Source organism: Pseudomonas sp. P1.31, assembly GCF_001269815.1.
Classification (GTDB): domain Bacteria; phylum Pseudomonadota; class Gammaproteobacteria; order Pseudomonadales; family Pseudomonadaceae; genus Aquipseudomonas; species Aquipseudomonas rustica.
Genome location: NZ_LHVN01000033.1, coordinates 90170 through 114428 on the forward strand (window position 1 = coordinate 90170; position 24259 = coordinate 114428).

Annotated in this window: 20 protein-coding genes; 10 read left to right on the top strand and 10 right to left on the bottom strand. The window is 59.0% G+C overall.

The genetic code is table 11. The features are described 5' to 3' along the window. Positions 1 to 39 precede the first annotated feature (39 nt). The 6 genes from AD669_RS21560 to AD669_RS21585 form a co-directional block, all read right to left on the bottom strand. Entirely contained in the window at positions 40 to 1287 is a 1248-nt protein-coding gene (locus tag AD669_RS21560; protein WP_053123467.1) for a hypothetical protein, read from the bottom strand. Positions 1288 to 1320: 33 nt separating this feature from the next. Next, on the bottom strand, positions 1321 to 1821 hold the full coding sequence (locus tag AD669_RS21565; protein ID WP_053123469.1) for a CS1 type fimbrial major subunit: 501 nt from the start codon (positions 1819 to 1821) through the stop codon (positions 1321 to 1323). A 33-nt stretch (positions 1822 to 1854) separates the two neighbouring features. After that, positions 1855 to 2592 carry a pilus assembly protein gene (locus AD669_RS21570; protein ID WP_053123471.1) on the bottom strand — a complete coding sequence of 246 codons (738 nt, stop codon included), beginning with the start codon at positions 2590 to 2592 and terminating at the stop codon, positions 1855 to 1857. A 60-nt stretch (positions 2593 to 2652) separates the two neighbouring features. Further along, positions 2653 to 3906, bottom strand: a complete 1254-nt coding sequence (locus tag AD669_RS21575; RefSeq protein ID WP_256218909.1) for a hypothetical protein — start codon at positions 3904 to 3906, stop codon at positions 2653 to 2655. Between the two features lie 28 nt (positions 3907 to 3934). Beyond that, a complete protein-coding gene (locus AD669_RS21580; protein WP_053123473.1) occupies positions 3935 to 6457 on the bottom strand; it encodes a CS1-pili formation C-terminal domain-containing protein in 2523 nt (840 codons plus the stop codon). A 107-nt stretch (positions 6458 to 6564) separates the two neighbouring features. Next, positions 6565 to 7056: a CS1 type fimbrial major subunit gene (locus tag AD669_RS21585; protein WP_053123475.1), complete on the bottom strand. Its 492-nt coding sequence runs from the start codon at positions 7054 to 7056 to the stop codon at positions 6565 to 6567. Between the two features lie 534 nt (positions 7057 to 7590). Here AD669_RS21585 and AD669_RS21590 point away from each other — a divergent pair. Then, positions 7591 to 8166, top strand: coding sequence for a PadR family transcriptional regulator (locus AD669_RS21590; RefSeq protein WP_053123477.1), 576 nt, complete (start codon positions 7591 to 7593; stop codon positions 8164 to 8166). Continuing rightward, positions 8163 to 8948 carry a siderophore-interacting protein gene (locus AD669_RS21595; protein ID WP_053123478.1) on the top strand — a complete coding sequence of 262 codons (786 nt, stop codon included), beginning with the start codon at positions 8163 to 8165 and terminating at the stop codon, positions 8946 to 8948. The genes AD669_RS21590 and AD669_RS21595 overlap by 4 nt, the downstream gene beginning before the upstream one ends. A gap of 144 nt (positions 8949 to 9092) precedes the next feature. Here AD669_RS21595 and AD669_RS21600 read toward each other — a convergent pair whose 3' ends face one another. Both AD669_RS21600 and AD669_RS21605 read right to left on the bottom strand, forming a co-directional pair. Continuing rightward, positions 9093 to 9722 (bottom strand): Pr6Pr family membrane protein, encoded by a 630-nt coding sequence (locus AD669_RS21600; RefSeq protein WP_053123480.1) that lies wholly within the window; start codon positions 9720 to 9722, stop codon positions 9093 to 9095. Between the two features lies 1 nt (position 9723). After that, positions 9724 to 9954, bottom strand: a complete 231-nt coding sequence (locus AD669_RS21605; protein ID WP_008088485.1) for a VF530 family DNA-binding protein — start codon at positions 9952 to 9954, stop codon at positions 9724 to 9726. Between the two features lie 287 nt (positions 9955 to 10241). On the opposite strand from AD669_RS21605, the gene AD669_RS21610 reads away from it, so the two are divergent. From AD669_RS21610 to cmoB, 8 genes are all read left to right on the top strand, one after another. Further along, positions 10242 to 11603, top strand: coding sequence for a carbohydrate porin (locus AD669_RS21610; RefSeq protein ID WP_053123482.1), 1362 nt, complete (start codon positions 10242 to 10244; stop codon positions 11601 to 11603). A gap of 218 nt (positions 11604 to 11821) precedes the next feature. Then, on the top strand, positions 11822 to 14233 hold the full coding sequence (locus AD669_RS21615; RefSeq protein ID WP_053123485.1) for a glucose/quinate/shikimate family membrane-bound PQQ-dependent dehydrogenase: 2412 nt from the start codon (positions 11822 to 11824) through the stop codon (positions 14231 to 14233). A gap of 521 nt (positions 14234 to 14754) precedes the next feature. Then, positions 14755 to 15120, top strand: coding sequence for a DUF6124 family protein (locus AD669_RS21620; RefSeq protein WP_053123487.1), 366 nt, complete (start codon positions 14755 to 14757; stop codon positions 15118 to 15120). Positions 15121 to 16136: 1016 nt separating this feature from the next. Next, positions 16137 to 18554, top strand: a complete 2418-nt coding sequence (gene lon, locus AD669_RS21625) for an endopeptidase La (protein ID WP_053123489.1) — start codon at positions 16137 to 16139, stop codon at positions 18552 to 18554. Positions 18555 to 18772: 218 nt separating this feature from the next. Continuing rightward, positions 18773 to 19165: a protease inhibitor I42 family protein gene (locus AD669_RS21630; protein ID WP_053123491.1), complete on the top strand. Its 393-nt coding sequence runs from the start codon at positions 18773 to 18775 to the stop codon at positions 19163 to 19165. A 2-nt stretch (positions 19166 to 19167) separates the two neighbouring features. Beyond that, entirely contained in the window at positions 19168 to 19806 is a 639-nt protein-coding gene (locus AD669_RS21635; RefSeq protein WP_172680155.1) for a lysoplasmalogenase, read from the top strand. A 234-nt stretch (positions 19807 to 20040) separates the two neighbouring features. Beyond that, a complete protein-coding gene (gene cmoA / locus AD669_RS21640; protein WP_053123493.1) occupies positions 20041 to 20784 on the top strand; it encodes a carboxy-S-adenosyl-L-methionine synthase CmoA in 744 nt (247 codons plus the stop codon). Further along, the gene (gene cmoB / locus AD669_RS21645) at positions 20781 to 21737 is read left to right on the top strand and encodes a tRNA 5-methoxyuridine(34)/uridine 5-oxyacetic acid(34) synthase CmoB (protein WP_053123495.1); all 957 of its coding nucleotides are present in this window, start codon (positions 20781 to 20783) and stop codon (positions 21735 to 21737) included. The genes cmoA and cmoB overlap by 4 nt, the downstream gene beginning before the upstream one ends. 472 nt (positions 21738 to 22209) lie before the next feature. On the opposite strand, the gene tadA is transcribed toward cmoB, so the two are convergent. Continuing rightward, complete coding sequence (gene tadA, locus AD669_RS21650; protein ID WP_053123497.1) at positions 22210 to 22710, bottom strand: tRNA adenosine(34) deaminase TadA; 501 nt, start codon at positions 22708 to 22710, stop codon at positions 22210 to 22212. Further along, entirely contained in the window at positions 22710 to 24086 is a 1377-nt protein-coding gene (locus AD669_RS21655; protein WP_053123498.1) for a multicopper oxidase family protein, read from the bottom strand. Before AD669_RS21655 ends, tadA begins: the two co-directional genes overlap by 1 nt. Positions 24087 to 24259: the final 173 nt, after the last annotated feature.

Consider the following 24259-nt stretch of genomic DNA (forward strand, 5'->3'; position numbering starts at 1 on the left):
ATTTCGAGCAAGGGCGCGCTCGCAATCGGTTACGCAAACTCAACCGACTTCTGAATCCCAGATAACCGTGACAATGCCTTTGTAAGTCGAAGCCCCACTGGACAACATGCGCTCGACATCAACCTGATCGACACCAAAGTGCAATACACCCGGTTTGCGATCGATGTAGATACCCGGCTCAAACAGTCCGGTACCCTCACCGCTTACCCGCAACGGTTGTCGAACCACAGGGCGACCGCCGGCCGAGGTCAGGCCGGAGGGCAATGTCACCGCCACCTGCAATGGCACGACAACGCCACCCGACTCTCTTATTCCACAGGTATCACCGACGGTGTACTGACATTGCATCTGCATTTTGAATTGCGAGCTGGTCCAGAGATTAAAGGTCTGATCGCGGAACAATCGTGTTGGCCTGCGTCCCTGATTGAGCCAGGCCTGCCAGCCACCTTCAGGCGTCAATTCAACTTTGTTGCCCCCCGGGGGAATTTCGACCTTGAGCATGTGCTCCACCGTCAGGGTGAAGTTCAGCTGAAGCAGATTGTCATTGGGAATCATCAGATCGCCCATATCGAAATCCATTCCCGGCCCCACCGTGTATTCGATGCTGCCGTGATACCGACCGGACTTCATGGCCAGCGGGTTAGGCGTACGCAGTTGATAGCCGTAAACGAAGTAGCGAAAATAAAACGCAGGGATCAGAAATCGCGCCTGTTTGGCGCACACTCCGGCGTTCACCGGAACCTTCCAGAAACTGTTGTAGCCGTACGGTCCCGCTGTCGCACTGCCCACACCCAAACACGGAGCCGGTGCTTCCCGCCAAGACCCGCCCGTCCACAAAATGCTCCATGCCAGCGAAAAGTCGGTACCCGCCTGCTTCTCCACAATGTCAGTGACAGGTTCGAACAGGCCTGCCTCATGCCCAATGCCGGCAATGCGTACTTCAAGCACGTCCGTATCCCCGGACTCGTGGGTAACCACGATCCGCTGCCAATGGGAAGGTACCTTGGCCATCCCTCCCTGACGTGGATCAGTGTGAAAAGCCCGGATGGGCTCTTTGGCATTAAAAACAATGGGCGCGACCAAACTGAACAGACCCTCGGGTTTGCACTGATTGGGCAACTGAAGACAAAAGCCCTCTGAAGGCGTCTGGTTGATGAACTCGTTGCTTTGCGGATTGGCCGAGTCAGGCCGAAACAACGCTTCAATTTCTTTGACGGCCGCGGATGCCGGCAAAGTCGCGAGACCCGCCATCAGCATGACGGTCAAACCTCGATATAGATTGATCATGATCCCTCACCCTTCATTCCCGGTAACCGGTCATCAAGCACCCGGCAACATCGCGTTGAACATCATGTTGACGTTGCCGAAGTATTTACCCGGTTTGTAGACGCCATCTCCGGGGGGCTGCGGAGTGATTTCCAGCAACACCCGGCGACCCTGCCGACCGTCCGCCGCGGACACCACTTCAACCGCCTCGCCCACCTTCAATTCTCTGCCGTTGAACACCACCTGCAATTCGATCTCGTGGCCGGACTCGCCGCTGGACAGATACGCCAGACCGTCCAGACGTGCCTCGATCGCGCCCCCCTCGTTCTTCACATCAAAATCCTTGCGCAACCCACCGAGCGTCGAATTGAGCAGACTCCACGGTAACCGCTGCTCCCGGCTGATCCATCCGGGATCGGCCGGCAGCACATGGAATCTGGAAGTGGGGATGCTCACCGATACATCAAACTCATACGCTTCGCGTGCTGCATGGGCGCAAGTGCACATCAGCCATAAGCCGCTCAGCGTCACCAGCGCAATCTTTCGCCTGTTCATGATTGATCCTCTGCCATTCGATCGGCCTTGTCCCTAACCCTTCACTTCCACTTTCTTTTTCGCCGCGCCTTCGATCACGGTGAAGCGGTATTGGCGCCCCGCCTGCTTGTCGAAGCGGAACGTGCGACCGGCGAGAATGTGGTGTTTGGTGGTCGGCTGGCAGTCCTGTTCATTGCCCACGACACAGTCCTTGAACTCGTCGATAACCACCACGCTGTTGCCGTTATTGCGGATTTGATATTGGCCGTTGCCGTCATCAACCACGCTGTCGAACCGGGTGTTTTTAGGGCGGACAAAGAACACCGTGCCGTAACCGGCCAGCACCGTTACGCCAGCGGCAAAGTCTTTTTTGTAGTCGGCCTGCTCTTCATCCGTGAGCGCAAATTCGTCGGCGGCTTCAGGCACCACCGGCACAAAACGGACGCGGAAATAACGCTCCTGATCGCGCGCGCCCATGTACAACAAGCGCGTGCCTTGAGTGCCGTTGGCCGGCACAATCAGCCGTGCAGGGCTGGCCATCAACCCATCTCGGGCAGTGGCACCCGCCTGAGTCTGCAGCGGTATCTCCCGGGCATTGCCTTGCTCGTCAAAGAGCATTTCGAGGATGTTGATTTTGATGAACGCGGTGCTGTCACCACCGTTGAACACACGCTTCAGATAAGTGCTCTTGTCAGCATCCAGATAGTCGTAGACCACGCCGACGTTGATCTGCGGCCCGGCCACAGCGATGTGTGCAAACAACAAAAAACCAACGGCCAATAAACGTTTCATTTAGATCTGCCTCTGTAGGTGCAACACAGCCGCAACAGGCTGTAACAGCGAATGAACGGATTAAACCTCTGAATCCCAGACCACCGTCACCGTGCCGGAGTAATCCCGCGCCTGATCCGTCTCAAGCATTTGCGCGACGTGACTGGCAGCAATTTCGAAGTGCAAGGTGCCGGCCCGGCGATCCAGATAGAAACCCGGCTGAAAGATGTCGGCGTTACTGCCTTCAAGGTGCAAGGGACGCCGATTGACCGGGCGTTCAGCCTCATCCACCAGCCCGTACGGCAAACTCACGCTGACACTCACCGGCACTGAATGACCGGACACGGGATCGCGAATATGGCAGGCGTTATCACCGGAGTCAGGGCACTCAAGCCACATTCGGAAGCGCGATGACGTTGAAATATTGAAGGTCTGGTCACGAAACAAACGGGTCGGCTTACGGCCCTGGCTGAGCCATTGCTGCCAGCCACCTGCAGGCAGTAATTCAACTGTGTTGCCGCCCGGGGGAATTGTCACTTTGAGGGTGTGTTGCACATTCAGTTTCAGCTCCAGCGTCACTTCCGATTCCGTGCTGACCATGATGTCGCCCATGTCGAAATCCATGTTCGGGCCGATGCGGTAGGTGATCTGCCCTTCATAATCGCCATCGGACATACCCAACGGGTTGGGTGTGCGAAGTTCGTAGGCAAAATCGACATAGTCGTAACTGAAGGCAGGAATACGGAACCTGGCCTGCTTTGCACAAACGATATCGCTGGGCACTGTCCAAAACGACGCGTAGTGCTTTGGCCCCCAATCGGCCGAGCCGCTATATCCGCAGCCAAGAGGCGGGTTTTGCCAACTACTCCCTGTCCACAACACTCGATGGCCTTGTGCCCAGTCACCATTCTCGATCCCGGTCAGGACATCCACGCGTTCATTAGTCATCCACAGCACGCCAATGCCGGAGATACGCACCTCGACCGTTTCGCGCTGATTGTTCTTTTTGTTGATCACCTCCACCGCACGCCAATCCGCAGGGACTTTGAACATCGCGCCTTGGCGCTGGTCGCTGTGATTGGCTTCTATGGCGGCAACGGAAGAAAACTTGATCGGCAATTGCAGACTGAACGTTTTGTTTGCGATGCAGTTGGTGGGATACCTGACGCAGTAGCCTTCCTGCGGTGTGGTATTGACGAAGATGTTCTGGTTAGGCTTGGCAGGGTCGACTTTAAAGTCTGCGGTGATGTTTTTGCTGATCGCCTCTGAGATTGGCGAAGTCGTCAGCAACATTCCAAGGCACATCAAATGGGCTGCCACGCGTTTGGCTTTCACAAGTATTCGCACGTTCAACACTCCCTGATCAACCTGCGGTTTCAAGAGCAATAGCGTTGTCCGCCAACGTATCCGGCGTGCAGCGCAGATCACCAATCATCAGCACGTTGTTTTCCACCCGGGCGGCATCGGTGTTCAAACGGAACCGGCAGAGCAATTGATCGCCCTGACGCACCTCCAGGGTCGGCGCGCCGGCGTTCATTTCCATCGAGAAGAACCCGTCGACTTCACTCACGCCACGGCTGGCGTGGTTGATGATGTGGTGGCCCTTGAGCGGCTGGCCTTTGGGATCGATCAAGCGGCCAAGCACCGTCAGGGTTTTCATCACGCGGATTTTTCGATAGTCCACGCCGCCCTTGTTCAAGTGGTAACTCGTGCGTGCCGGTTGAATCGCCGCAGCCGGGACGTCGTTGCCTTCGAAATCGAAGCTCACCGTGCCGTTTTTGTAAGCGGTGATCGGGATGAAGTTGCGCCCCGGCCGCAGGTTGGCGCTGCCGCCGCTCAAGTCATCGGCGCGCAGGGCGATGTCGTCCAGATCAGACTCGACATCAACGATCATCCCGGCGCCACCTCGATCGTGTTGGCTGGTCATGGCGATGTATTGGCCACTCAGCGCCACGGTGCTGTCGAGGTTCAAACCACCGGAAAAATTGTTGTTATACGAAGAGCGCTGAATGAAGCCGTCGCCGTTGACTGCGTCGCTCTGAAAGCTGCCAGTCCCGGAAAGCCCCAGACCGTAAGTGTCGGTGATCGCCGTGGCCGAGACGCTCTGCAACAAGTGATCCTGCAAGTTTTTGCGATAGGTGACGGAGGCATTGTTGTCACGCCCGCCATCGCGCGAAGTTCGCGAACCGAGGCTGCCGGAAATCTGCTCGCCCGGCCCGCCCAGCGCCAGGCTGACACTCAGGTCGACCCCGCGATTGCGCGCATCGCCGCTGCTGAAACTGCCCGGACGATCGAACACCGAAAATCGCCAGTTGGCATCGCTGCCAAACAATTCGCCGCGCTGCGTCCAGCCGAGATCGAGACCGACACCTTCGATATTGCCGTCGCTGTGCGAGACCCGTGCGTTGATCGAACTTTTGTTGCTGACCCGATGATTGACCGACAGCGCCGAGTTGCTGGTCTGGCCGATGAACACGTTGCGCTGCCGTACTCGCGTGCCGTCGGGCAGGGTTTCGTAGGTGTTGGTGGTGTCGAGCCAGCTGCGGTTGTGGGTCAGGAAAATACTGCCCGAGCCGTAGCTATACATGCCTTGCAGATCGAGGCCGGTGCCGTGGTCTTCGGTTTGGTAAACATTGCCGAACACACTGGTGTTGTTGGCCAGCGTCCAGTCGATCGATGTGCCGTACTGCAGTTTTTCGCTGATCTGCCGCCCGGAAAATCCGACGATGACCTGTGGATGCAGCAAGTAGTTGAACGCTGCGCCAGCGGTCATGCCGCCGGACGCCTGATCGTCCCAGTTGCTCCACAATTTGCTCTCGCGCCCGGCGAACACGTTGTAGCGCCAGCGCTCGTCATGATTGCGCCAGTTGTTCGGTTTGTAGATCAGCTCGGACGTGGTGGAGGTGATCTGACCGTCTTCGATCAGGCGCACTTCAACTTCATAAATGCCGCCGGGTAATGGTCGGGTGTCGAGGGTTTGCAGACCGGCGTCGACCGGTTGTGTGTTGATCAACAAGCCATTGCGATAAATCTCCACCGAAGCCTGGCGGTTCGCGGTGACGTAGAGCGGATAAACGCTGGGTTTCGGATTGTCGATCGCGAGGCTGTCGGAGCTGCCGTACATGGCGCCCACCGCCGTGTCCGGGCTGACACCGAACGAACGTGGCTGGCGAGTCAGGCCTTCGGAATCGGGCATGAAATAGCCCAGGCGAACAAAACTGCCCTGCAGCTCTTTCTGGCTGTAGAGCTCTTGCACGGCGTGATACATCTGCTCGTCCGAACCGCCCAGACGGGCCATTTGTACGTTCAGGCTTTGTGTCCAGTTGCCGAGGCTGCTGCTGGTGACCAGACCGTAACGACCACCAAGATCCTGATCCTGACCGCCGTTGAGGTTGAGCTGGTTACGCACGATCAACCCGGTGCTGCCGGATTTCGGTTGCAGGTAATAGCGCGGCGCCTGGCTGTCACGCTCAGCATTCTCGGTGACGATCGACACCAGAGAGTTTTCCAGGTTGTAGTGCACGGCGAGCATCTGCGCCGGGCAACTGCCCTGACAGGCACCCAAAGCAACGCCACGGCCTAAATAGTCAGCCCAGACATCACGTTCAGTGGCGCTGAAGTTGCTGTCGATACTCTCGGTGAACTCAAGCAGGGTGAGGCGATCATCGCGTGACAGAACAATCATCGCCTCACCCAGAAACTGTTGATCCAACTCCACACGCACCGCCAGTGGGACATCAAAGAAGTGCTCTTCGAATTCACTCGGCAACCCTTTTGCCTGCGCCAGCAAGTTACGTGGCGTATGACGGTCATCCGTAGGCGCAGCCAAGGCATTGGCACATAAAAAAAGTGCAAGCGCTGCCGCGATGGGTGTCATCGGAAACATGAACTTAGTTACTCTTTATGTTTGATTGGCCAAACGCCGGTCGATCACTATTGTTAGCGTTCGACCGGACGAACCCATTGCCAAAACTGGCAATGACCGACAGCGCGTTAAGGCGTAACGCGCGGAATGGCGTCGAACATCACGACCGGGGCGGCGGTGTAAAGACCGGATTGGCCCTCGGCCGGTTTGGCCGCGGTGATCACCAGGTCGGCACGCATGCCGCCGTTAGATTCGGTGTCACCCACTACTTCTTGAGAGGCACCGGTCAGGGTTTTACCGTTGAAGGTGTAGGCCAGAGCGATGGTGTTGGCACCGTTGAACAGCGGCTGCGGCCCGCCTTCAACGTAAGCCCCTACCGAGCCCTGAGTGTGCTGGATGTCATAGGTGCCGCGCACCGCGGACAATGTTCCGGAGCCAATGATGTAGCGCATTTCTTCGTTTTTACCGAAGTTCGGATCGACCGGCTGTGCATGGAACACCTTGCTCGGAATGTCCGCGACGATATTGATGGCGGTGCGCGATTCTTCAGCCGCAAAGGCCACCGAAGCACCCAGTGTCAGCATGGCCAGAGGAGTAGCGATTGCAAGTTGCTTGAGCATGATTAACTTCCTGTCATTTCGTTGTGGGAGTTGGCTGAAGTCCTGCACCTCATTACAGGTCTGAATAACAAAGCCAGCTGGGCTCAGACATGTAAGAAAGTGGACGTTCAACGCCGGGGAATATTCCGCTATTCCCAACACGAAATAAGCAGGGCGTTTCTGACGCACGCGTAGCCCAAGTGCTATTTGACTTGAAAGAAAAACAGCAACTTTCAAGAAAAACACCTGAGCAACTGTAAGACCGGTACTACATCAGGACAAAATGAAAAAGTGGCACGCTATGCAACTTCTGTAAGAACCAAACTACACGCATAACAAAATAAGGAGGTGATCGATGCTTTAGAGTAATTAATCAAACTAAGCGAACGTTGTATAGGCATTTATTGTTACCGGCGCGGCGCAAAAATCCTGCTCAGGTGCCCCTTGCGCCTTCTGCGAGCTCGTGCAAACCCGCACGACCGTTGGTCATTTCAGCTTGATTACGCCATAAGATATATCTTAAGTTGTATCTAAACACGACGAGAGAAGACTGAAATGAGAGACCATCATTCCCCCCACCGCGAACATGGCGACGGCCGTGACGGCTTCGAAAAACGCCCCGGTCGCGAACGCGGCGGTCGCGGCCCACGGGTGTTCGCCCCCGGTGATTTGAAATTGCTGTTGCTGGCACTGATCGCCGAACAACCGTGCCACGGCTACGACCTGATCCGCCAGATCGAAGGCATGTTCGACGGCGCCTACAGCCCGAGCCCCGGCGTGATCTACCCGACCCTGACCTTCCTCGAAGAAAGCGACCTGATTGCCGGTGACGCCGAGGGCGGCAAAAAACGCTACAGCGTCACCGAGGCCGGTCGTTTGTCTTTAAGCGAACAAGCCGTGGCACTCGATGGCGTGCGCATGCGCATTGATGTGAGCAAACGCTCGCTGCGCGGCCATGACCGCCCTGCCGAAATCCATGAAGCCGTGCACAACTTGCGCCACGCCCTGCAAATGCACCACGGGCGCTGGAGCCCGGAAGAAATCCTGCGTGTGCGTGACCTGCTCAATGACACCGCGAAAGCCATCGTCGACGGCCCCGCCGTTCAACCTGCCTCGGAGAAAGCCGAATGACTGCAGTCGATACCCAAACCATTCACCGCGTGATGCACGAAATCAAACGCCGCAAGCTTGAAGTGTTGCGCGTGGTTGACCTGACGCCGCGCATGCGCCGCATCACCCTCGGCGGGCCTGAGCTGGCCGGGTTTATCAGCCTGGGCACGGACGATCACGTCAAACTGCTGTTCCCGCAGAACGCCGAGCAGGCCGCCGCGCTGGAAACCATGGTGCTCGGCGCCGGCAAGGACGATGGGCCGAAGCCAGAGATGCGCGACTACACGCCGCGCCGTTACGACCTGGATGCACTGGAACTGGACATCGATTTTGTGCTGCACGGTGACGGCCCTGCGTCGACCTGGGCTGAGCAAGCTGCACCGGGACAATTCCTGCACATCGGTGGGCCGCGTGGCTCGATGATCGTGCCGGACATCTTCGACAGCTATTTGCTGATCGGCGACGAAACCGCCCTGCCCGCCATCGCCCGCCGCCTTGAAGGTTTGGCGGCGAATCGTAAGGCGCTGGTGGTGATCGAGGTGGAAAACGGCGCGGAACAGCAAGTGCTCGAGAGCGCGGCGCAGATCAATGTGATCTGGGTGCTGCGTGAAGGCGGCCAGGACAACCTGCTGACCACCGTGAAGCAATTGCAGGTGCCGAAGGGCAATCTGTACGCGTGGGTGGCGACGGAGACCAAGGTGTCACGGCAGATTCGCCGTGTCCTGATCGATGAGCACGGGCTGGATGAACAACTGATCAAAGCCGTCGGCTACTGGCGCGCCGAAGGTTCCGAAGAAGAGTGATATCCCCTGTAGGAGCTGCCGAAGGCTGCGATCTTTTGACGTTCATTGTTCAAAAACAAGATCAAAAGATCGCAGCGTGCCGCAGCTCCTACAGAAATACGCATTCCAATGTAGGAGCTGCCGAAGGCTGCGATCTTTTGACGTTCATCGCCGAGATCGGTCGAGGCCAATCACCAGCAACCCAATCACCACAAACCCCAGCAATATCCCCCCGGCATTGACGAACACCTGTGGATAACCCAACACCGCGACATCAATGAACGGATACGCATACGCGCCGAGCAAATGCCCGCGCAGCAAGGCGTAGATGAAGTACACCAGCGGATAAATCAGCCACAACGGCAGATGCCACAGGCGCAACGTGCCCTTCGGTACGCACACCCACCAATACCCCAAAAACAGCAGCGGCATCACGTCGTGCAGCAATTCATCGGCAACAAACTGCCAACCTTCCGGGTGCCACAAATGCCGCAGCAAAATGCTGTAGGCCAGGCCGACCACGACAATGCTCACGGCAATCCCACTGCTCACCCACGGCTTTAGAAACAAACGGCGTGCGGCGGATTCGCGAGCGGTCACGGCGCAGGTCAGCACCGTCGCCACCAGCGTATTCGTCCATATCGTGAAGTAACTGAAAAAGCTCACCAGCCCGCCCAACAGACTGGCGCTGACGCTTAAGCGTGCGAAGAAAATCAGGTACAGCTGAATAGCCAACCCCGCCCAACCCAATACGGCCGCGCAGGTGATCAGGCGATGGCGCCAGACGGCGTCCATCTCAGAGTGGTCGCTTGGTGCGCATCAGCTTCACGTACAGACGCTCGACCTTCTCCCGCGCCCACGGGGTTTTGCGCAGGAACGTCAGGCTCGACTTGATGCTCGGATCGCTTTTGAAGCAGCGAATATCAATGCGCTCGGCCAGCCCCGACCATTCGTAATGAGTCACCAAAGCGTTGAGGATCTGTTCGAGGGTGACGCCGTGCAGCGGATCGGGGGTTTGGTCGTTCATGCCAGGCCTTTGGGCGAAGTGAAAAATGCGGAAGCCGCGCACCTTAGCCGAGGGGGTGGTTCGGTGGAAGGGCTTCCTTCAAATGTAGGTCAAGGGCAAAAGATCGCAGCCTTCGGCAGCTCCTACAGGGACTGTTACCGAATCCGAAAGGATGCATGTTTATAAAAGGCCTTTGTCTTTTTGTTACAGATCATTATCCTGCCGCCCTTCAGCTGAATCGCTTCACTGCCTGCGACATATTGAAGCGCTCAGTTTGCACCCCGAAAACACCAAAAAAAGACTTATTCATGCCCGATTTTTCCTTCTCCCGAGACAGCGCTATCTCAGCCCTGCGCGCCATCGGTGGCTGCACCGCCCTTGGCCTCGCCACTTGCGTCCAAGCGGCTCCCGCGTTCGACAGTGAATCACCGTACATGCTCGGTGACTGGAACGGCACGCGCACCGAACTCTCGGAAAAAGGCTACGACTTCAAACTCGATTACACCGGCGAAATGGGCAGTAATCTGCACGGCGGCTACGATCACGACCGCACCGCGCGTTACAGCGATCAGTTCGGTTTGGGCACACACCTGGATCTGCAAAAGATCCTCGGCTGGGACGACGCCGAGTTTCAACTGACCATCACCAAACGCAGCGGCAACAACATCAGCAACGACCGCATCAACGATCCGCGCGTCGGCGGCTTCACCTCGGCCCAGGAAGTCTGGGGCCGTGGCCAGACCACGCGCCTGACGCAGATGTGGTATCAGCAGAAATTCTTCGATCAGAAACTCGACATCAAAGTCGGCCGTTTCGGCGAAGGCGAAGACTTCAACAGCTTCCCGTGCGACTTCCAGAACCTCGCGTTCTGCGGCTCGCAGGTCGGCAACTGGGTCGGCGGCATCTGGTACAACTGGCCGGTCAGCCAATGGGCACTGCGCGTCAAATATCACCTGACCCCAGAGTTGTACGCGCAGGTCGGTGCCTACGAGCAGAACCCGTCGAACCTCGATCGCGGCAACGGCTTCAAACTCAGCGGCAGCGGCACCCAGGGCGCGATCCTGCCGATCGAACTGGTGTGGACGCCGAAGCTCAACGGCCTGCCGGGCGAATACCGCGCCGGTTACTACTACAGCAACGCCAAAGCCACTGACGCTTATAAAGATCAGAACGGCCAACCGGCGGCCCTCAGCGGCGAAGCCTACCGCAGCGCGTCGAGCAAACACGGCGTGTGGCTGGGCATTCAGCAGCAAATCACCAGCGTGGCCAGCGATAACAGTCGCGGTTTGAGCGTGTTCGCCAACGGCACAATGCACGACAAGAAAACCAACGCGATCGACAACTACGTGCAGGCCGGCATCACCTACAAAGGCCCGTTCGACGCGCGCGCCAAGGATGACATCGGTTTCGCCCTCGCCCGCGTGCACGTCAACCCGGCGTACCGCAAAAACGCCGAAGCGACGAATCAGGCCAATGCCGTTTACGACTATGACGATCCGGCGTTCTTGCCACCGCAAGACACCGAATACAGCGCCGAGTTGTATTACGGCGTGCATGTAACAAATTGGCTGACCATACGTCCGAACCTGCAATACATCCGCCACCCCGGTGGCGTGAACGACGTCGACGACGCCCTGATCGGCGGGATCAAAATCCAGTCCTCGTTCTAAAGAACCACACAGATCCCCTGTAGGAGTGAGCCTGCTCGCGATAGCGGTGTTTCAGGCGACATCTCCAGTGACTGAAACAGCGCTATCGCGAGCAGGCTCACTCCTACAGATGAAATTCGTTAGCTAGACAAGTTTTTATCTGAACCATGCCCACGCTCAATCGTCATCTACAGTGACTACTGCGCGGGACTACTTGAAACGTCACGGAGAATCACACTATGAGCACCGAAAGTGCTTCGAGTCGAAGCCGTCTGCTACCGAGTCTGCTCGGCATTCTGCTTCTGCTGATGGGCCTGGCCATGTTGGCCGGTGGGGTCAAGCTGAGCATGCTCGGCGGCTCGCTGTACTACCTGCTGGCCGGTATCGGCATTGCGCTGAGCGGCATTCTGTTGCTGCTGGGCCGTCGTGCGGCGCTGGGCCTGTACGCCATCGTCCTGTTTGCCAGCACCGTTTGGGCGCTGTGGGAAGTCGGTCTGGACTGGTGGCAACTGGTGCCACGTCTGGCCCTGTGGTTCGTCCTCGGCTTCGTGATGTTGCTGCCGTGGTTCCGTCGTCCGCTGCTGCTTGACGGCCCGGCGCCGATGGGCACTCGCGGTCTGACCGTGGCCGTGGTTCTGGCCGGCCTCACCGCGCTGATCAGCCTGTTCACCCACCCGGGCGAAACCTTCGGCGAACTGGGCCGCGACACCGCCGACACCACCAGCACCGCACCAGCGATGCCCGATGGCGACTGGCAGGCCTATGGCCGCACCGAATTCGGTGACCGTTATTCGCCGCTGAAACAGATCACCCCGGCCAACGTCGGCAAGCTGCAAGAAGCCTGGCGCATCCAGACCGGCGACCTGCCAACTGCCGATGACCCGGTCGAGCTGACCAACGAAAACACCCCGCTGAAAGCCAACGGCATGGTCTACGCCTGCACCGCGCACAGCAAAGTGTTGGCCCTGGATCCGGACACCGGTAAAGAACTGTGGCGCTTCGACCCGCAGATCAAGAGCCCGGTCGGCTTCAAAGGCTTCGCCCACATGACCTGCCGTGGCGTGTCGTACTACGACGAAGCCGCGTACGCCAAAACTGAAAACGCAGCCTCCGCGGTGATTTCCGAAGCCGGCAAAGCTGTTGCTCAGGCCTGCCCGCGTCGTCTGTACCTGCCAACCGCTGATGCCCGCCTGATCGCCTTGAACGCCGACACCGGCAAAATCTGCGAAGGCTTCGGCACCAACGGTGTGGTTGACCTGACCCAAGGCATCGGCCCGTTCACCGCTGGTGGCTACTACTCCACCTCGCCGGCCGCGATTACTCGTGATCTGGTGATCATGGGCGGTCACGTCACCGACAACGAATCGACCAACGAGCCATCGGGCGTGATCCGCGCGTTCGACGTGCACGACGGCCACCTCGTATGGAACTGGGACAGCGACAAGCCAGACGCCACCGAGCCTTTGGCACCGGGCGAAACCTACAGCCGCAACTCGGCGAACATGTGGTCGCTGGCCAGTGTCGACGAAAAACTCGGCATGGTTTACCTGCCACTGGGCAACCAGACTCCAGACCAGTGGGGCGCTGACCGCACCCCGGGCGCCGAGAAATTCAGCGCCGGTATCGTTGCTCTGGATCTGGCCACCGGTAAAGTGCGCTGGAACTACCAGTTCACCCACCACGACCTGTGGGACATGGACGTTGGCAGCCAGCCAACCCTGCTCGACATGAAAACCGCCGACGGCGTGAAACCGGCGCTGATCGCCCCGACCAAACAGGGCAGCCTGTACGTCCTCGACCGTCGTGACGGCACGCCGATCATTCCGATCAAGGAAATCCCGGTACCGCAAGGCGCCGTGAAAGGCGACCACACCGCACCGACCCAGGCGCGTTCGGATCTCAACCTGCTGGCCCCGGAACTGACCGAAAAAGCCATGTGGGGCGCGAGCCCGTTCGACCAGATGCTGTGCCGCATCCAGTTCAAAGAACTGCGTTATGAAGGCCAGTACACCCCGCCGTCGGAACAGGGCAGCCTGATCTACCCGGGTAACGTCGGCGTGTTCAACTGGGGCGGCGTTTCGGTCGATCCGGTTCGCCAAATGTTGTTCACCAGCCCGAACTACATGGCCTTCGTTTCGAAAATGGTGCCACGCGAGCAAGTCGCCGCCGGCAGCAAACGCGAAAGCGAAACCGCTGGCGTGCAACCGAACACTGGCGCGCCATACGCCGTGATCATGCACCCGTTCATGTCGCCACTCGGCGTACCGTGCCAGGCCCCGGCCTGGGGCTACGTTGCCGGTATCGACCTGACCACCGGCAAAGTCGTGTGGAAACGCAAAAACGGCACCAGCCGCGACAGCTCGCCAATCCCGATCGGCTTCACCCTGGGCGTGCCTAGCATGGGCGGCTCGATGGTCACGGCTGGCGGCGTCGGCTTCCTCAGCGGCACCCTCGACCAATACCTGCGCGCGTACGACGTCAACAGCGGTAAAGAGCTGTGGAAATCGCGTCTGCCGGCGGGTGGTCAAGCGACCCCGATGACCTACACCGGCAAAGACGGCAAGCAATACGTGCTGCTCGTTGTCGGCGGTCACGGCTCGCTGGGCACCAAAATGGGCGACTACATCATTGCCTACAAACTGCCGGAATAAGCTTTAACGGCGGTAAAACAAAGGCGATGCCCCGCAAGGGACATCGCCTTTTTTGTGCACCACATATCCATGTAGGAGCTGCCGAAGGCTGCGATCTGTTGACTTTGATTTTTAAAAGCCAGATCAAAAGATCGCAGCCTTCGGCAGCTCCTACAGGGTGGAATGGGTTGGCTGTGGGAAATTTGCTCGTCCTACAAATGCTGGTGATTGAACGGAGTTTTTCCCACAAGTCGCGTCGGTTGTGCCTCGGAAGTGGGGTGGATAGGCTCTGAGGGTCGCTGCAAATTCAGCGAACGGGCGTCGCGGCCCGAGCAGTTCATTCGATTTGATGCATAATCGCCGACCCAAACGGGAGCGCTCAGGTGCTTGTTGTTTGGTTTGATGGTGGCTGTGCGCGGGATACCTTCGGGTATGCCGAGATTGCCGAATGGCTCGGTCCGCGAACCTGCGTACAGCTGCCACCCTTTGTCGCGTCGCGGTGATTGAGAGTGACAGCCCCACTCATCATTCGGAGCTTCACCATGATCAAACCAACCCCCAATCCGCCCACAGCGGACGACACCACCCCCTACGAATTCCCCGGCTCAAAAAGATTCCACGACGCCGCCGAACGCGCCCTCGACCACTACCTCAAACCCAACGCACTCACCCTGCGCTTCCACAAACCCAGCACCATGTTCCAGGTCGCCCCCAATCAGGACAACGAAAGCCTGCTGGTCCACGCCTGCGAATCCCTGGCCCAAGCCAGCCTCATGACCAGCGACATCGCCGCCTACATCGAACTGCCGCAGCGACGCACGATTCTGGCGATCCAGCAAATCATCATGCTCGCCGAACTCGCGGTGAACCGCGCACTGGATAACCACGAAATCCCCACCCAAAACTGACACCGACCTGTAGGAGCTGCCGAAGGCTGCGATCTGTTGATCTGGATTTTAAAATCAAAAGATCGCAGCCTTCGGCAGCTCCTACATGTGAATCCAGTCCAACCGCCAGAACAGGTCGGCTGTCAGGCCGCCTTCGCGAGCAAGCTTTGCTCCTACAAGCCAGATCAAAAGATCGCAGCCTTCGGCAGCTCCTACTTGTGAATCGAGTTCATCCGCCAGAACCAGGTCGGCTGGCAGGCCGCCATCGCGAGCAAGCTTTACTCCTACAAAAGCAAGATCAAAAGATCGCAGCCTTCGGCAGCTCCTACATGTGAATCGAGTTCACCCGCCAGACATAGGTCGGCTGGCAGGCCGACATCGCGAGCAAGCTTTACTCCTACAAAAGCAAAATCAAAAGATCGCAGCCTTCGGCAGCTCCTACATTTGAATCGAGGTCATCCGCCAGAACCAGGTCGGCTGTCAGGCCGCCATCACTGGCAAGCCACATGAATTGAGTTCACCCGATAAATTTTCGCATCGAGCCCGCTCTTCACCACTCAACACGATGAGCGCAAGCTCGGGTGAAGCTTTTGATCTTGATCCACGAGCGACATCGGAAGGCTGAGTGGAGGGATTGATCCGGGGGTGGGAGCGCAGCGACCGTTTGGCGCAGCCAAACACATCGAGAGGAGGTGCAGCGAAGCAAACCGTAGGCGATGCCCCCCGGATCAATCCCGCAGCGAAGGAACCCCGAGCCCCAGCGAGCGGGCCGCACGTAGGAGCAAGCGTTTTTTTGCTTACTTTTTTGAGGCGTTTGTCAAAAAAGTGAGTCGCCGTCAGGGCGAAACCCTAAGCAGCCGTTACCGCAGCAACGGATATACACCCAAACCCCAAGAACATGGCCGGCCCAAAGGCCGCCAAGCCCAAAGCGTGCCCCCTGTCAAAACCCTGAACACACAAGCAGAAACATCGCCCCCCATTGAAACCACCCAAAGCCTGCCCCATCTAAGACCCATACCCCATTGCGCAGGTGCCCCATGAGCGACCAGCAAGAATTCCCCGATCACCCCGACGACTACACCGAAGACGACCACATCGAACACACCTCCTCCGGCAAAGGCCTCGCCCTGCCAGGCCAAAACCTGCCGGACAAGGTCTACATCATCCCGATCCACAACCGCCCGTTCTTCCCGGCCCAAGTCCTGCCGGTCATCGTCAACGAAGAACCCTGGGCCGAAACCCTCGACCTCGTCAGCAAATCCGACCACCACTCCCTGGCCCTGTTCTTCATGGACACGCCCCAGGAAGACCCGCGCCACTTCAACACCGGCGCGCTCCCCGAATACGGCACGCTGGTCAAAGTCCATCACGCCAGCCGCGAAAACGGCAAATTGCAGTTCGTCGCCCAAGGCCTGAGCCGCGTGCGCATCAAAACCTGGCTCAAACACCACCGCCCACCGTACCTGGTCGAAGTCGAATACCCGCACCAGCCGACCGAGCCGACCGACGAGGTCAAGGCCTACGGCATGGCGCTGATCAACGCGATCAAGGAACTGCTGCCGCTCAACCCGCTGTACAGCGAAGAGCTGAAAAACTACCTCAACCGCTTCAGCCCCAACGACCCGTCGCCGCTGACCGACTTCGCCGCCGCGCTGACCTCCGCCACTGGCCCCGAGCTGCAAGAAGTGCTCGACTGCGTGCCGATGCTCAAGCGCATGGAAAAAGTTCTGCCGATGCTGCGCAAGGAAGTCGAAGTCGCGCGCCTGCAAAAAGAGATCTCGGCGGAAGTTAACCGCAAGATCGGCGAGCATCAGCGCGAGTTCTTCCTCAAGGAACAACTCAAGGTCATCCAGCAGGAACTCGGCCTGACCAAGGACGACCGCAGCGCCGACCTCGAACAGTTCGAACAACGCCTCGAAGGCAAAGTCCTCCCCGCGCAGGTGCAGAAACGCCTCGAAGAGGAAATGAACAAACTGTCGATCCTCGAAACCGGCTCGCCGGAGTACGCGGTCACCCGCAACTACCTCGACTGGGCGACCTCGGTGCCGTGGGGCGTGTATGGCGAGGACAAACTCGACCTCAAGCACGCGCGTAAAGTGCTCGACAAACACCACGCCGGCCTCGACGACATCAAGGATCGCATCCTCGAATTCCTCGCCGTCGGTGCTTATAAAGGTGAAATCAGCGGCTCCATCGTGCTGCTGGTCGGCCCGCCGGGCGTGGGTAAAACCAGCGTCGGCAAATCCATCGCCGAATCCCTTGGCCGACCGTTCTACCGCTTCAGCCTCGGCGGCATGCGCGACGAAGCCGAGATCAAGGGCCATCGCCGCACCTACATCGGCGCGCAGCCGGGCAAACTCGTACAGGCGCTGAAAGACGTCGAAGTGATGAACCCGGTGATCATGCTCGACGAGATCGACAAGATGGGCCAGAGCTACCAGGGCGACCCGGCCTCGGCGCTGCTGGAAACCCTCGACCCGGAACAGAACGTCGAATTCCTCGACCACTACCTCGACCTGCGCATGGACTTGTCGAAAGTCCTGTTCGTCTGCACCGCCAACACCCTCGATTCGATCCCCGGCCCGTTGCTGGACCGGATGGAAGTGATTCGCCTGTCTGGCTACATCACTGAAGAAAAAGTCGCCATCGCCAAGCGTCACCTGTGGCCGAAATTGCTGGAAAAGGCCGGCGTATCCAAGGGCAGCCTGAGCATCAGCGACAGCGCGCTCAAGTCCCTGATCGACGGTTACGCCCGTGAAGCCGGCGTGCGCCAGCTGGAAAAACAGATGGGCAAACTGGTGCGCAAAGCGGTGATGAAGCTGATCGACGACCCGAAAGCGGTGATCAAACTCGGGCCGAAAGATTTGGAAGCGTCACTGGGTCATCCAGTGTTCCGCAACGAACAAGTGCTGTCCGGCACCGGTGTGATTACCGGTCTGGCCTGGACCAGCATGGGCGGCGCGACGTTGCCGATCGAAGCGACGCGCATTCACACGCTCAATCGCGGTTTCAAACTCACCGGGCAACTCGGTGATGTGATGAAAGAATCGGCAGAGATCGCCTACAGCTACGTCAGCTCGCACCTGAAACAGTTCGGCGGCGATGCGAAGTTCTTTGACGAAGCCTTCGTCCACCTGCACGTGCCCGAAGGTGCCACCCCGAAAGACGGCCCAAGCGCCGGTGTGACCATGGCCAGTGCGCTGCTCTCGCTCGCACGTAATCAGCCGCCGAAAAAAGGCGTAGCCATGACCGGCGAACTGACGTTGACCGGGCATGTACTGCCGATTGGCGGGGTGCGCGAGAAGGTGATTGCGGCGCGGCGGCAGAAGATTTTCGAGTTGATTTTGCCGGAGCCTAACCGCGGTAACTTCGAGGAGCTGCCGGATTATCTGAGGGAAGGGATCACCGTGCATTTCGCGAAGAAATTTGCCGATGTGGCGAAGATCCTGTTCTGACAGTTCTGCGGTGACATGACTACCGCTATCGCGAGCAGGCTCACTCCTACAGGGTTCTATGGTGAACGGTTGATTTGTGAACGCCACAACCCACTGTAGGAGTGAGCCTGCTCGCGAAGGCGTCAGCTCTGACAACACTGGATTCCCAGACTGTCACACTTTGTCTCATCTTCAGTTATGCTCGCCGTTCGTCGTGAACGCCCGGAGCCGCTGACCTTATGTCCCCCACTCGCCTGTTTGTCCCCCTCGCCCTCTCGTTGCTGGCCGCCTGCGCCAGCCAACCGAAACAGAACGTGACCGTGGAAAAACAAAGCGAATGCCCGGTGCAACTCACCAACGGGCAAAACTTGATCATCACCCTGCCAAGCAATCCAACCACCGGCTACCGCTGGGCCATTCAGGATTCCGCCGGCGGCGTGCTGCGTGCACTCAGCCCTGAGGTTTACAGCAATCCGGAAGATGCCGGCGTGGTCGGTGCCGCCGGAATTTCAACCTGGCGCTTCCAGGCATTCGCGCCCGGCACCGGGCGTCTGCGTCTGACCTCGCAACAGCCGTGGGCGCCGGAAGTGCTGCCGGTGGAAACCTTTGATTGCGCGATTTCGGTGAACTGATCGTGGGTTGGTTGATTCTGGCGCTGATGGGCGCGGTGACGTTTCTTTATGGTTTGAGCACCCACGCGGCGCTCCTGTGTTTGTTGGTCAAACCACTGCCAGTGCTGGCGCTGCTCGGCTGGCTGCATGATGCGCCGCCCAGCGACTATCGGCGCTGGATCAGTCTGGGGCTGATTTTCTCGTTGCTCGGTGATGTGCTGCTGGCGTGGCCGGGGGATTTGTTCGTGTTTGGGCTAGGCGCGTTTCTGGTCGCGCATCTGGCGTATCTGAAGGCTTATCTGAGTGACTGCAAGCGTCTGGCGATGCTGCCGCTGGTGCTTGCCCTCGGTGTTGGCGCGGTGCTGTTGGGGATGCTGATTTCCAGCGGGCTCGGGCCGTTGCTGGTGCCGGTGATCGTCTATGGCACAGCAATCAGCGCGATGCTTTGGCGCGCCCTTGCGCGGCTCGGCACCGATGTGCCGAAACGTTCGGCGTTGCTCGCGGCCGGCGGTGCGCTGGCGTTTGTATTCTCCGACAGCGTGATTGGCATCGATCGTTTCGTATCGCCATTTCACGCTGCGCCATACGTCATCATCCTCAGCTATTGGCTCGGCCAGTGGGGCATCGCCGCCTCCGCGTTCTCCCAGCCCAAACGGATCTGATCGTTCCCACGCTCCGCGTGGGAATGCATCCTGTGACGCTCTGCGTCACTTGCGCAGGGACGCAGAGCGTCCGGGGCGGCATTCCCACGCCGAGCGTGGGAACGATCAGCCGATCTCTGCAGGAGCTGCCGCAGGCTGCGATTTTTTGATTTACCGCTTTATCAGACAACCCAAGCATCCCCGCGCCCTTTTGGCTAAAATGCCGGCCTTTCCATTTACACCGCCGGAACCGCCGTGAGCAAAGAACCCGATCGCATTTTCGCCAAGCCTCTGGCCCAGGTACCCGACTTCGCCTTCAACGAAGACGTGGTGCGGGTGTTCCCGGACATGATCAAGCGCTCGGTGCCGGGTTACCCGACCATCGTCGAAAACCTTGGCGTACTCGCGGCGCAATTCGCTCAGCCGAACAGCGTGCTCTACGACCTCGGCTCATCGCTGGGTGCGGTCACTCAAGCCCTGCGCCGCCACGTGCGCACCGACGGTTGCCGGGTGATCGCGGTGGATAACTCTGCCGCGATGGTCGAACGCTGCCGCGAATACCTCAACGGTCAGGACTCGATGTTTCAGGAGTTGCTGCCGGTGGAGGTCATCGAAGGCGACATTCTCGTCCTCGAGTTCCAGCCCGCCTCGGTGGTCGCGCTGAACTTCACCCTGCAATTCATCGCCCCGGATCAACGCACCGCGTTGCTCTCGCGCATCCGCCAATCGCTGCTGCCGGGTGGCGCGCTGATTCTCTCGGAAAAGCTGCGTTTCAACGATGCCGAAGAGCACGCGCTGCTCACCGATCTGCACGTCGCCTTCAAACGCGCCAACGGTTACAGCGAACTGGAAATCGCCCAGAAGCGCAGCGCCATCGAAAACGTCATGAAGCCCGACAGCCTCGAAGAACACCGCGAGCGCCTGTTGGCCGCCGGGTTCTCGAAAGTCGTGCCGTGGTTCCAGTGTCTTAACTTTGCCTCGTTGATTGCCTTGCCATGATTGATCTGTCCCCCCTCGCCCGCCGTCTGGCCGGCACGCCGCTGGCCGAATGGGCCAACACCCTGCAAGCTCAACTCGACAAGAAAATGGAGAAAGGCCACGGCGACCTGGAGCGCTGGCAGAGTGCGCTGGATGCCTTGCCGAAGATCCAGCCTAGCGAGGTCGACCTGCTCAACGGCTTGAAGCTCGACACCGATTGCGACGATGAAACCCGCGCGCAGATGCGTACTGCGTTGATGGGCTTGTCGCCGTGGCGCAAAGGGCCGTTCGATCTGTTCGGCGTGCACGTCGACACCGAATGGCGCTCGGACTGGAAGTGGTCGCGTGTCGCCCCGCATCTGGATCTGAAAGGCAAACGCATCCTCGATGTCGGCTGCGGCAACGGCTACTACATGTGGCGCATGCTCGGCGCCGGCGCCAACAGCGTGATTGGTGTCGATCCGAACTGGCTGTTCTTCTGCCAGTTCCAGGCGGTGCAGCGTTATCTGTCCGAGCCGAATGCCTGGCACCTGCCCTTCCCGTTCGAAGACCTGCCGGCGAATCTGGAAGGCTTTGATACGGTGTTTTCGATGGGCGTGTTTTATCACCGTCGCTCGCCGATCGAGCACTTACTGGCGCTGAAGGATTGCCTGGTCAAGGGCGGTGAACTGGTGCTGGAAACGTTGGTGGTGGAAGGCGACAAGCATCAGGTGCTGGTGCCGGAAGATCGCTATGCGCAGATGCGTAACGTCTGGTTCCTGCCGTCGGTGCCGGCGCTGGAATTGTGGTTGCGTCGCGCGGGGTTTACCGACATTCGTTGCGTGGATGTGAGCACCACGACTGTTGAAGAGCAGCGCGGTACCGAATGGATGAAGTATCAGTCGCTGAGCGACTTCCTTGATCCGGAAGACCACAGCAAAACCATCGAAGGCCTGCCGGCACCGATGCGTGCGGTGATTGTCGCCAAGAAGTAACGCAACCTCTCAAACACCGCGGTGAATTCACCCCTCACCCCAGCCCTCTCCCCAAGGAGAGGGAGCCGATCCTTGGGCTTTTCGAAACTTGAGTTCGACTCGATAACTCAGGTCGGCGGATCTCGACCATCCAACCCGGTCAGTCCCTCTCACTCCAGGAGAGGGAGCCGATCCTTGGGCTTTTCAAAACTTGAGTTCGACTCGATAACTCAGGTCGGCGGAGCTCGACCATCCAACCCGGTCAGTCCCTCTCACTCCAGGAGAGGGAGCCGATCCTTGGGCTTTTCAAAACTTGAGTTCGACTCGATAACTCAGGTCGGCGGATCTCGACCATCCAACCCGGTCAGTTTCTCTCCCTCCAGGAGAGGGAGCCGATCTTTGGGCTTTTCGAAACTTGAGTTCGACTCGATAACTCAGGTCGGCGGAGCTCGACCATCCAACCCGGTCAGTCCCCTCTCCCTCCGGGAGAGGGTTAGGGTGAGGGGCTTTTTGCTCTGCGGGCGCGGAAGAATTCAGTCAGCACCGCGCCACATTCCTCCGCCAACACCCCGCCTTCATACAACACCCGGTGATTCAAAAAGCCCTGGGTAAAAAACTGCCCCTGACTCTGCACAATCCCGGCCTTCGGCTCCAGCGCCCCATACACCACACGCGCCACCCGCGAATGCACGATCAACCCCGCGCACATGCTGCACGGCTCGAGCGTCACATACAGCGTGCTGCCCGGCAGCCGATAGTTATCCACCGCCTGCGCGGCCGCACGAATCGCGACCATTTCGGCATGCGCACTCGGGTCGCTGGCACTGATCGGGCAATTAAACCCACGCCCGATAATCTCGCCATCCTGCACCAACACCGCACCCACCGGCACTTCGCCCAGCGCTGCACCTTGCGCCGCGAGCGCCAAGGCTTCACGCATGAAATCGCGATCACGGCTGCGGTCGATAATCGCCGCGGGGCGAATCTGGCGCATCACTTCACCTCGATGGCGGCCATCAGGCCGGTTTCCATGTGGTCGATCACGTGGCAGTGGAACATCCACACCCCCGGATTATCGGCCACCAACGCCACTTGCGCGCGCTCGTTCTTGCCCAGCAGATAGGTGTCGGTGAAATACGGAATGACCTTGTGCCGGTTCGACGACAACACTTTGAAGCTCATGCCGTGCAGGTGAATCGGGTGCTGATACTGGGTCATGTTTTTCAGTTCGAAAATATAGCTCTGCCCCAGCTTCAAACTAGCAATCGGCCGATCAGCGCAAGTCTTGTCGGTGATGTCCCAAGCCTTGCCGTTGATCTGCCACAGGCTCGGCGGCCGCCCGTTGTCGACATCGACCGACACCGAACCGACCCATTCGAAATTGAAGTTGAGTTTCTCGGCATTCGCCAGATCCGGCTCGGCCACCGGGTTGGCCGGCAAGGTTTTCGGCCAGTCGGTCGGCGCGTCGGTATTGGCCACCGAACGCAATGTGCCAAGACGCACCGGGCCATTACGCAGCGACAACTCTTCGCCCGCCGCCGGTGCCTTGATCGCCAGACAAATGCGCATGCCCGGGCCCAGCCAATATTCTTTGCCCAATGGCCGTGGCTCGACCGGGTTGCCGTCCAGCGCATAAATTTTCGCTTCGACGCCGGGAATATTGATGCGATACGTGAGGGTGTTATCCAGATTGAGCAGCCGCACCCGGGTGATCTGCCCCGCCGGCAATTCAATCACCGGGGTCGGCACACCATTGATCGTCGACAAACGCCCTGCCGTACCGCCCCGCGCCGCTTCGCGCGGAATGCTGAACTCGACGAAATTGCCTACGTCATCAATGTGCCAATTCTTCAGGCTCAGGGTCTTTTCGTAGATGAAACCGGTCGGCTCGCGCTCTTCAATGATCAGCGGCCCGACCAACCCGCGACCGAGCTCTTCGCTGCTGCTGACGTGTGGGTGATACCAATAGCTGCCGGCGTCCGGCACGCGGAATTTGTAATCAAAGTATTCGCCCGGCAACACCGGCAGTTGCGAGACGTACGGTACGCCATCCATTTCCAGCGGCAGGCGGATGCCGTGCCAGTGAATGGTGGTCGCCACCGGCAAATGGTTGATGAAGCGCACTCGCAGCCATTCACCCTGACGAACGCGTAATTCGGTGCCCGGCGCTGACGGGCCGAACGCCCACGCCTCGGTCTTGTGCCCTGGCACCAGTTCAACGTCCAGTGGCGCGGCGATCAGCTCGTAATCGTGACCCGCCTCAGCGTCGGCCATCTTGCCCAGCCAGTAACGCGACGCGCCCCCTGCGCCGACGCCAACGACAACTAGACCGGCCAGGCCACCGAGGATTTGGCGACGGGTAAAGGACATGAACTCAACTACCTCACGTATCAGCGACAGGCCCGGGGGCCCGTTAAAAGGCGAATACGATACACCCGCAACTGCGAAACAGTAAGGCCGGCGTGGCAATGCGACACATGTTCGCCACCTGTGCGGGAACCTTTCGTACAGATCGCGTCCCTGCTTCCTTCACGCTCAGATGG

Excerpts from the sequence above, each read along its gene's own strand:
- AD669_RS21560 (WP_053123467.1), bottom strand. The coding sequence starts at position 1,287 with ATGATCAATCTATATCGAGGTTTGACCGTCATGCTGATGGCGGGTCTC.
- AD669_RS21565 (WP_053123469.1), bottom strand. The coding sequence starts at position 1,821 with ATGAACAGGCGAAAGATTGCGCTGGTGACGCTGAGCGGCTTATGGCTG.
- AD669_RS21570 (WP_053123471.1), bottom strand. The coding sequence starts at position 2,592 with ATGAAACGTTTATTGGCCGTTGGTTTTTTGTTGTTTGCACACATCGCT.
- AD669_RS21580 (WP_053123473.1), bottom strand. The coding sequence starts at position 6,457 with ATGTTTCCGATGACACCCATCGCGGCAGCGCTTGCACTTTTTTTATGT.
- AD669_RS21585 (WP_053123475.1), bottom strand. The coding sequence starts at position 7,056 with ATGCTCAAGCAACTTGCAATCGCTACTCCTCTGGCCATGCTGACACTG.
- AD669_RS21590 (WP_053123477.1), top strand. The coding sequence starts at position 7,591 with ATGAGAGACCATCATTCCCCCCACCGCGAACATGGCGACGGCCGTGAC.
- AD669_RS21595 (WP_053123478.1), top strand. The coding sequence starts at position 8,163 with ATGACTGCAGTCGATACCCAAACCATTCACCGCGTGATGCACGAAATC.
- AD669_RS21600 (WP_053123480.1), bottom strand. The coding sequence starts at position 9,722 with ATGGACGCCGTCTGGCGCCATCGCCTGATCACCTGCGCGGCCGTATTG.
- AD669_RS21605 (WP_008088485.1), bottom strand. The coding sequence starts at position 9,954 with ATGAACGACCAAACCCCCGATCCGCTGCACGGCGTCACCCTCGAACAG.
- AD669_RS21610 (WP_053123482.1), top strand. The coding sequence starts at position 10,242 with ATGCCCGATTTTTCCTTCTCCCGAGACAGCGCTATCTCAGCCCTGCGC.
- AD669_RS21615 (WP_053123485.1), top strand. The coding sequence starts at position 11,822 with ATGAGCACCGAAAGTGCTTCGAGTCGAAGCCGTCTGCTACCGAGTCTG.
- AD669_RS21620 (WP_053123487.1), top strand. The coding sequence starts at position 14,755 with ATGATCAAACCAACCCCCAATCCGCCCACAGCGGACGACACCACCCCC.
- lon (WP_053123489.1), top strand. The coding sequence starts at position 16,137 with ATGAGCGACCAGCAAGAATTCCCCGATCACCCCGACGACTACACCGAA.
- AD669_RS21630 (WP_053123491.1), top strand. The coding sequence starts at position 18,773 with ATGTCCCCCACTCGCCTGTTTGTCCCCCTCGCCCTCTCGTTGCTGGCC.
- cmoB (WP_053123495.1), top strand. The coding sequence starts at position 20,781 with ATGATTGATCTGTCCCCCCTCGCCCGCCGTCTGGCCGGCACGCCGCTG.
- tadA (WP_053123497.1), bottom strand. The coding sequence starts at position 22,710 with ATGCGCCAGATTCGCCCCGCGGCGATTATCGACCGCAGCCGTGATCGC.
- AD669_RS21655 (WP_053123498.1), bottom strand. The coding sequence starts at position 24,086 with ATGTCCTTTACCCGTCGCCAAATCCTCGGTGGCCTGGCCGGTCTAGTT.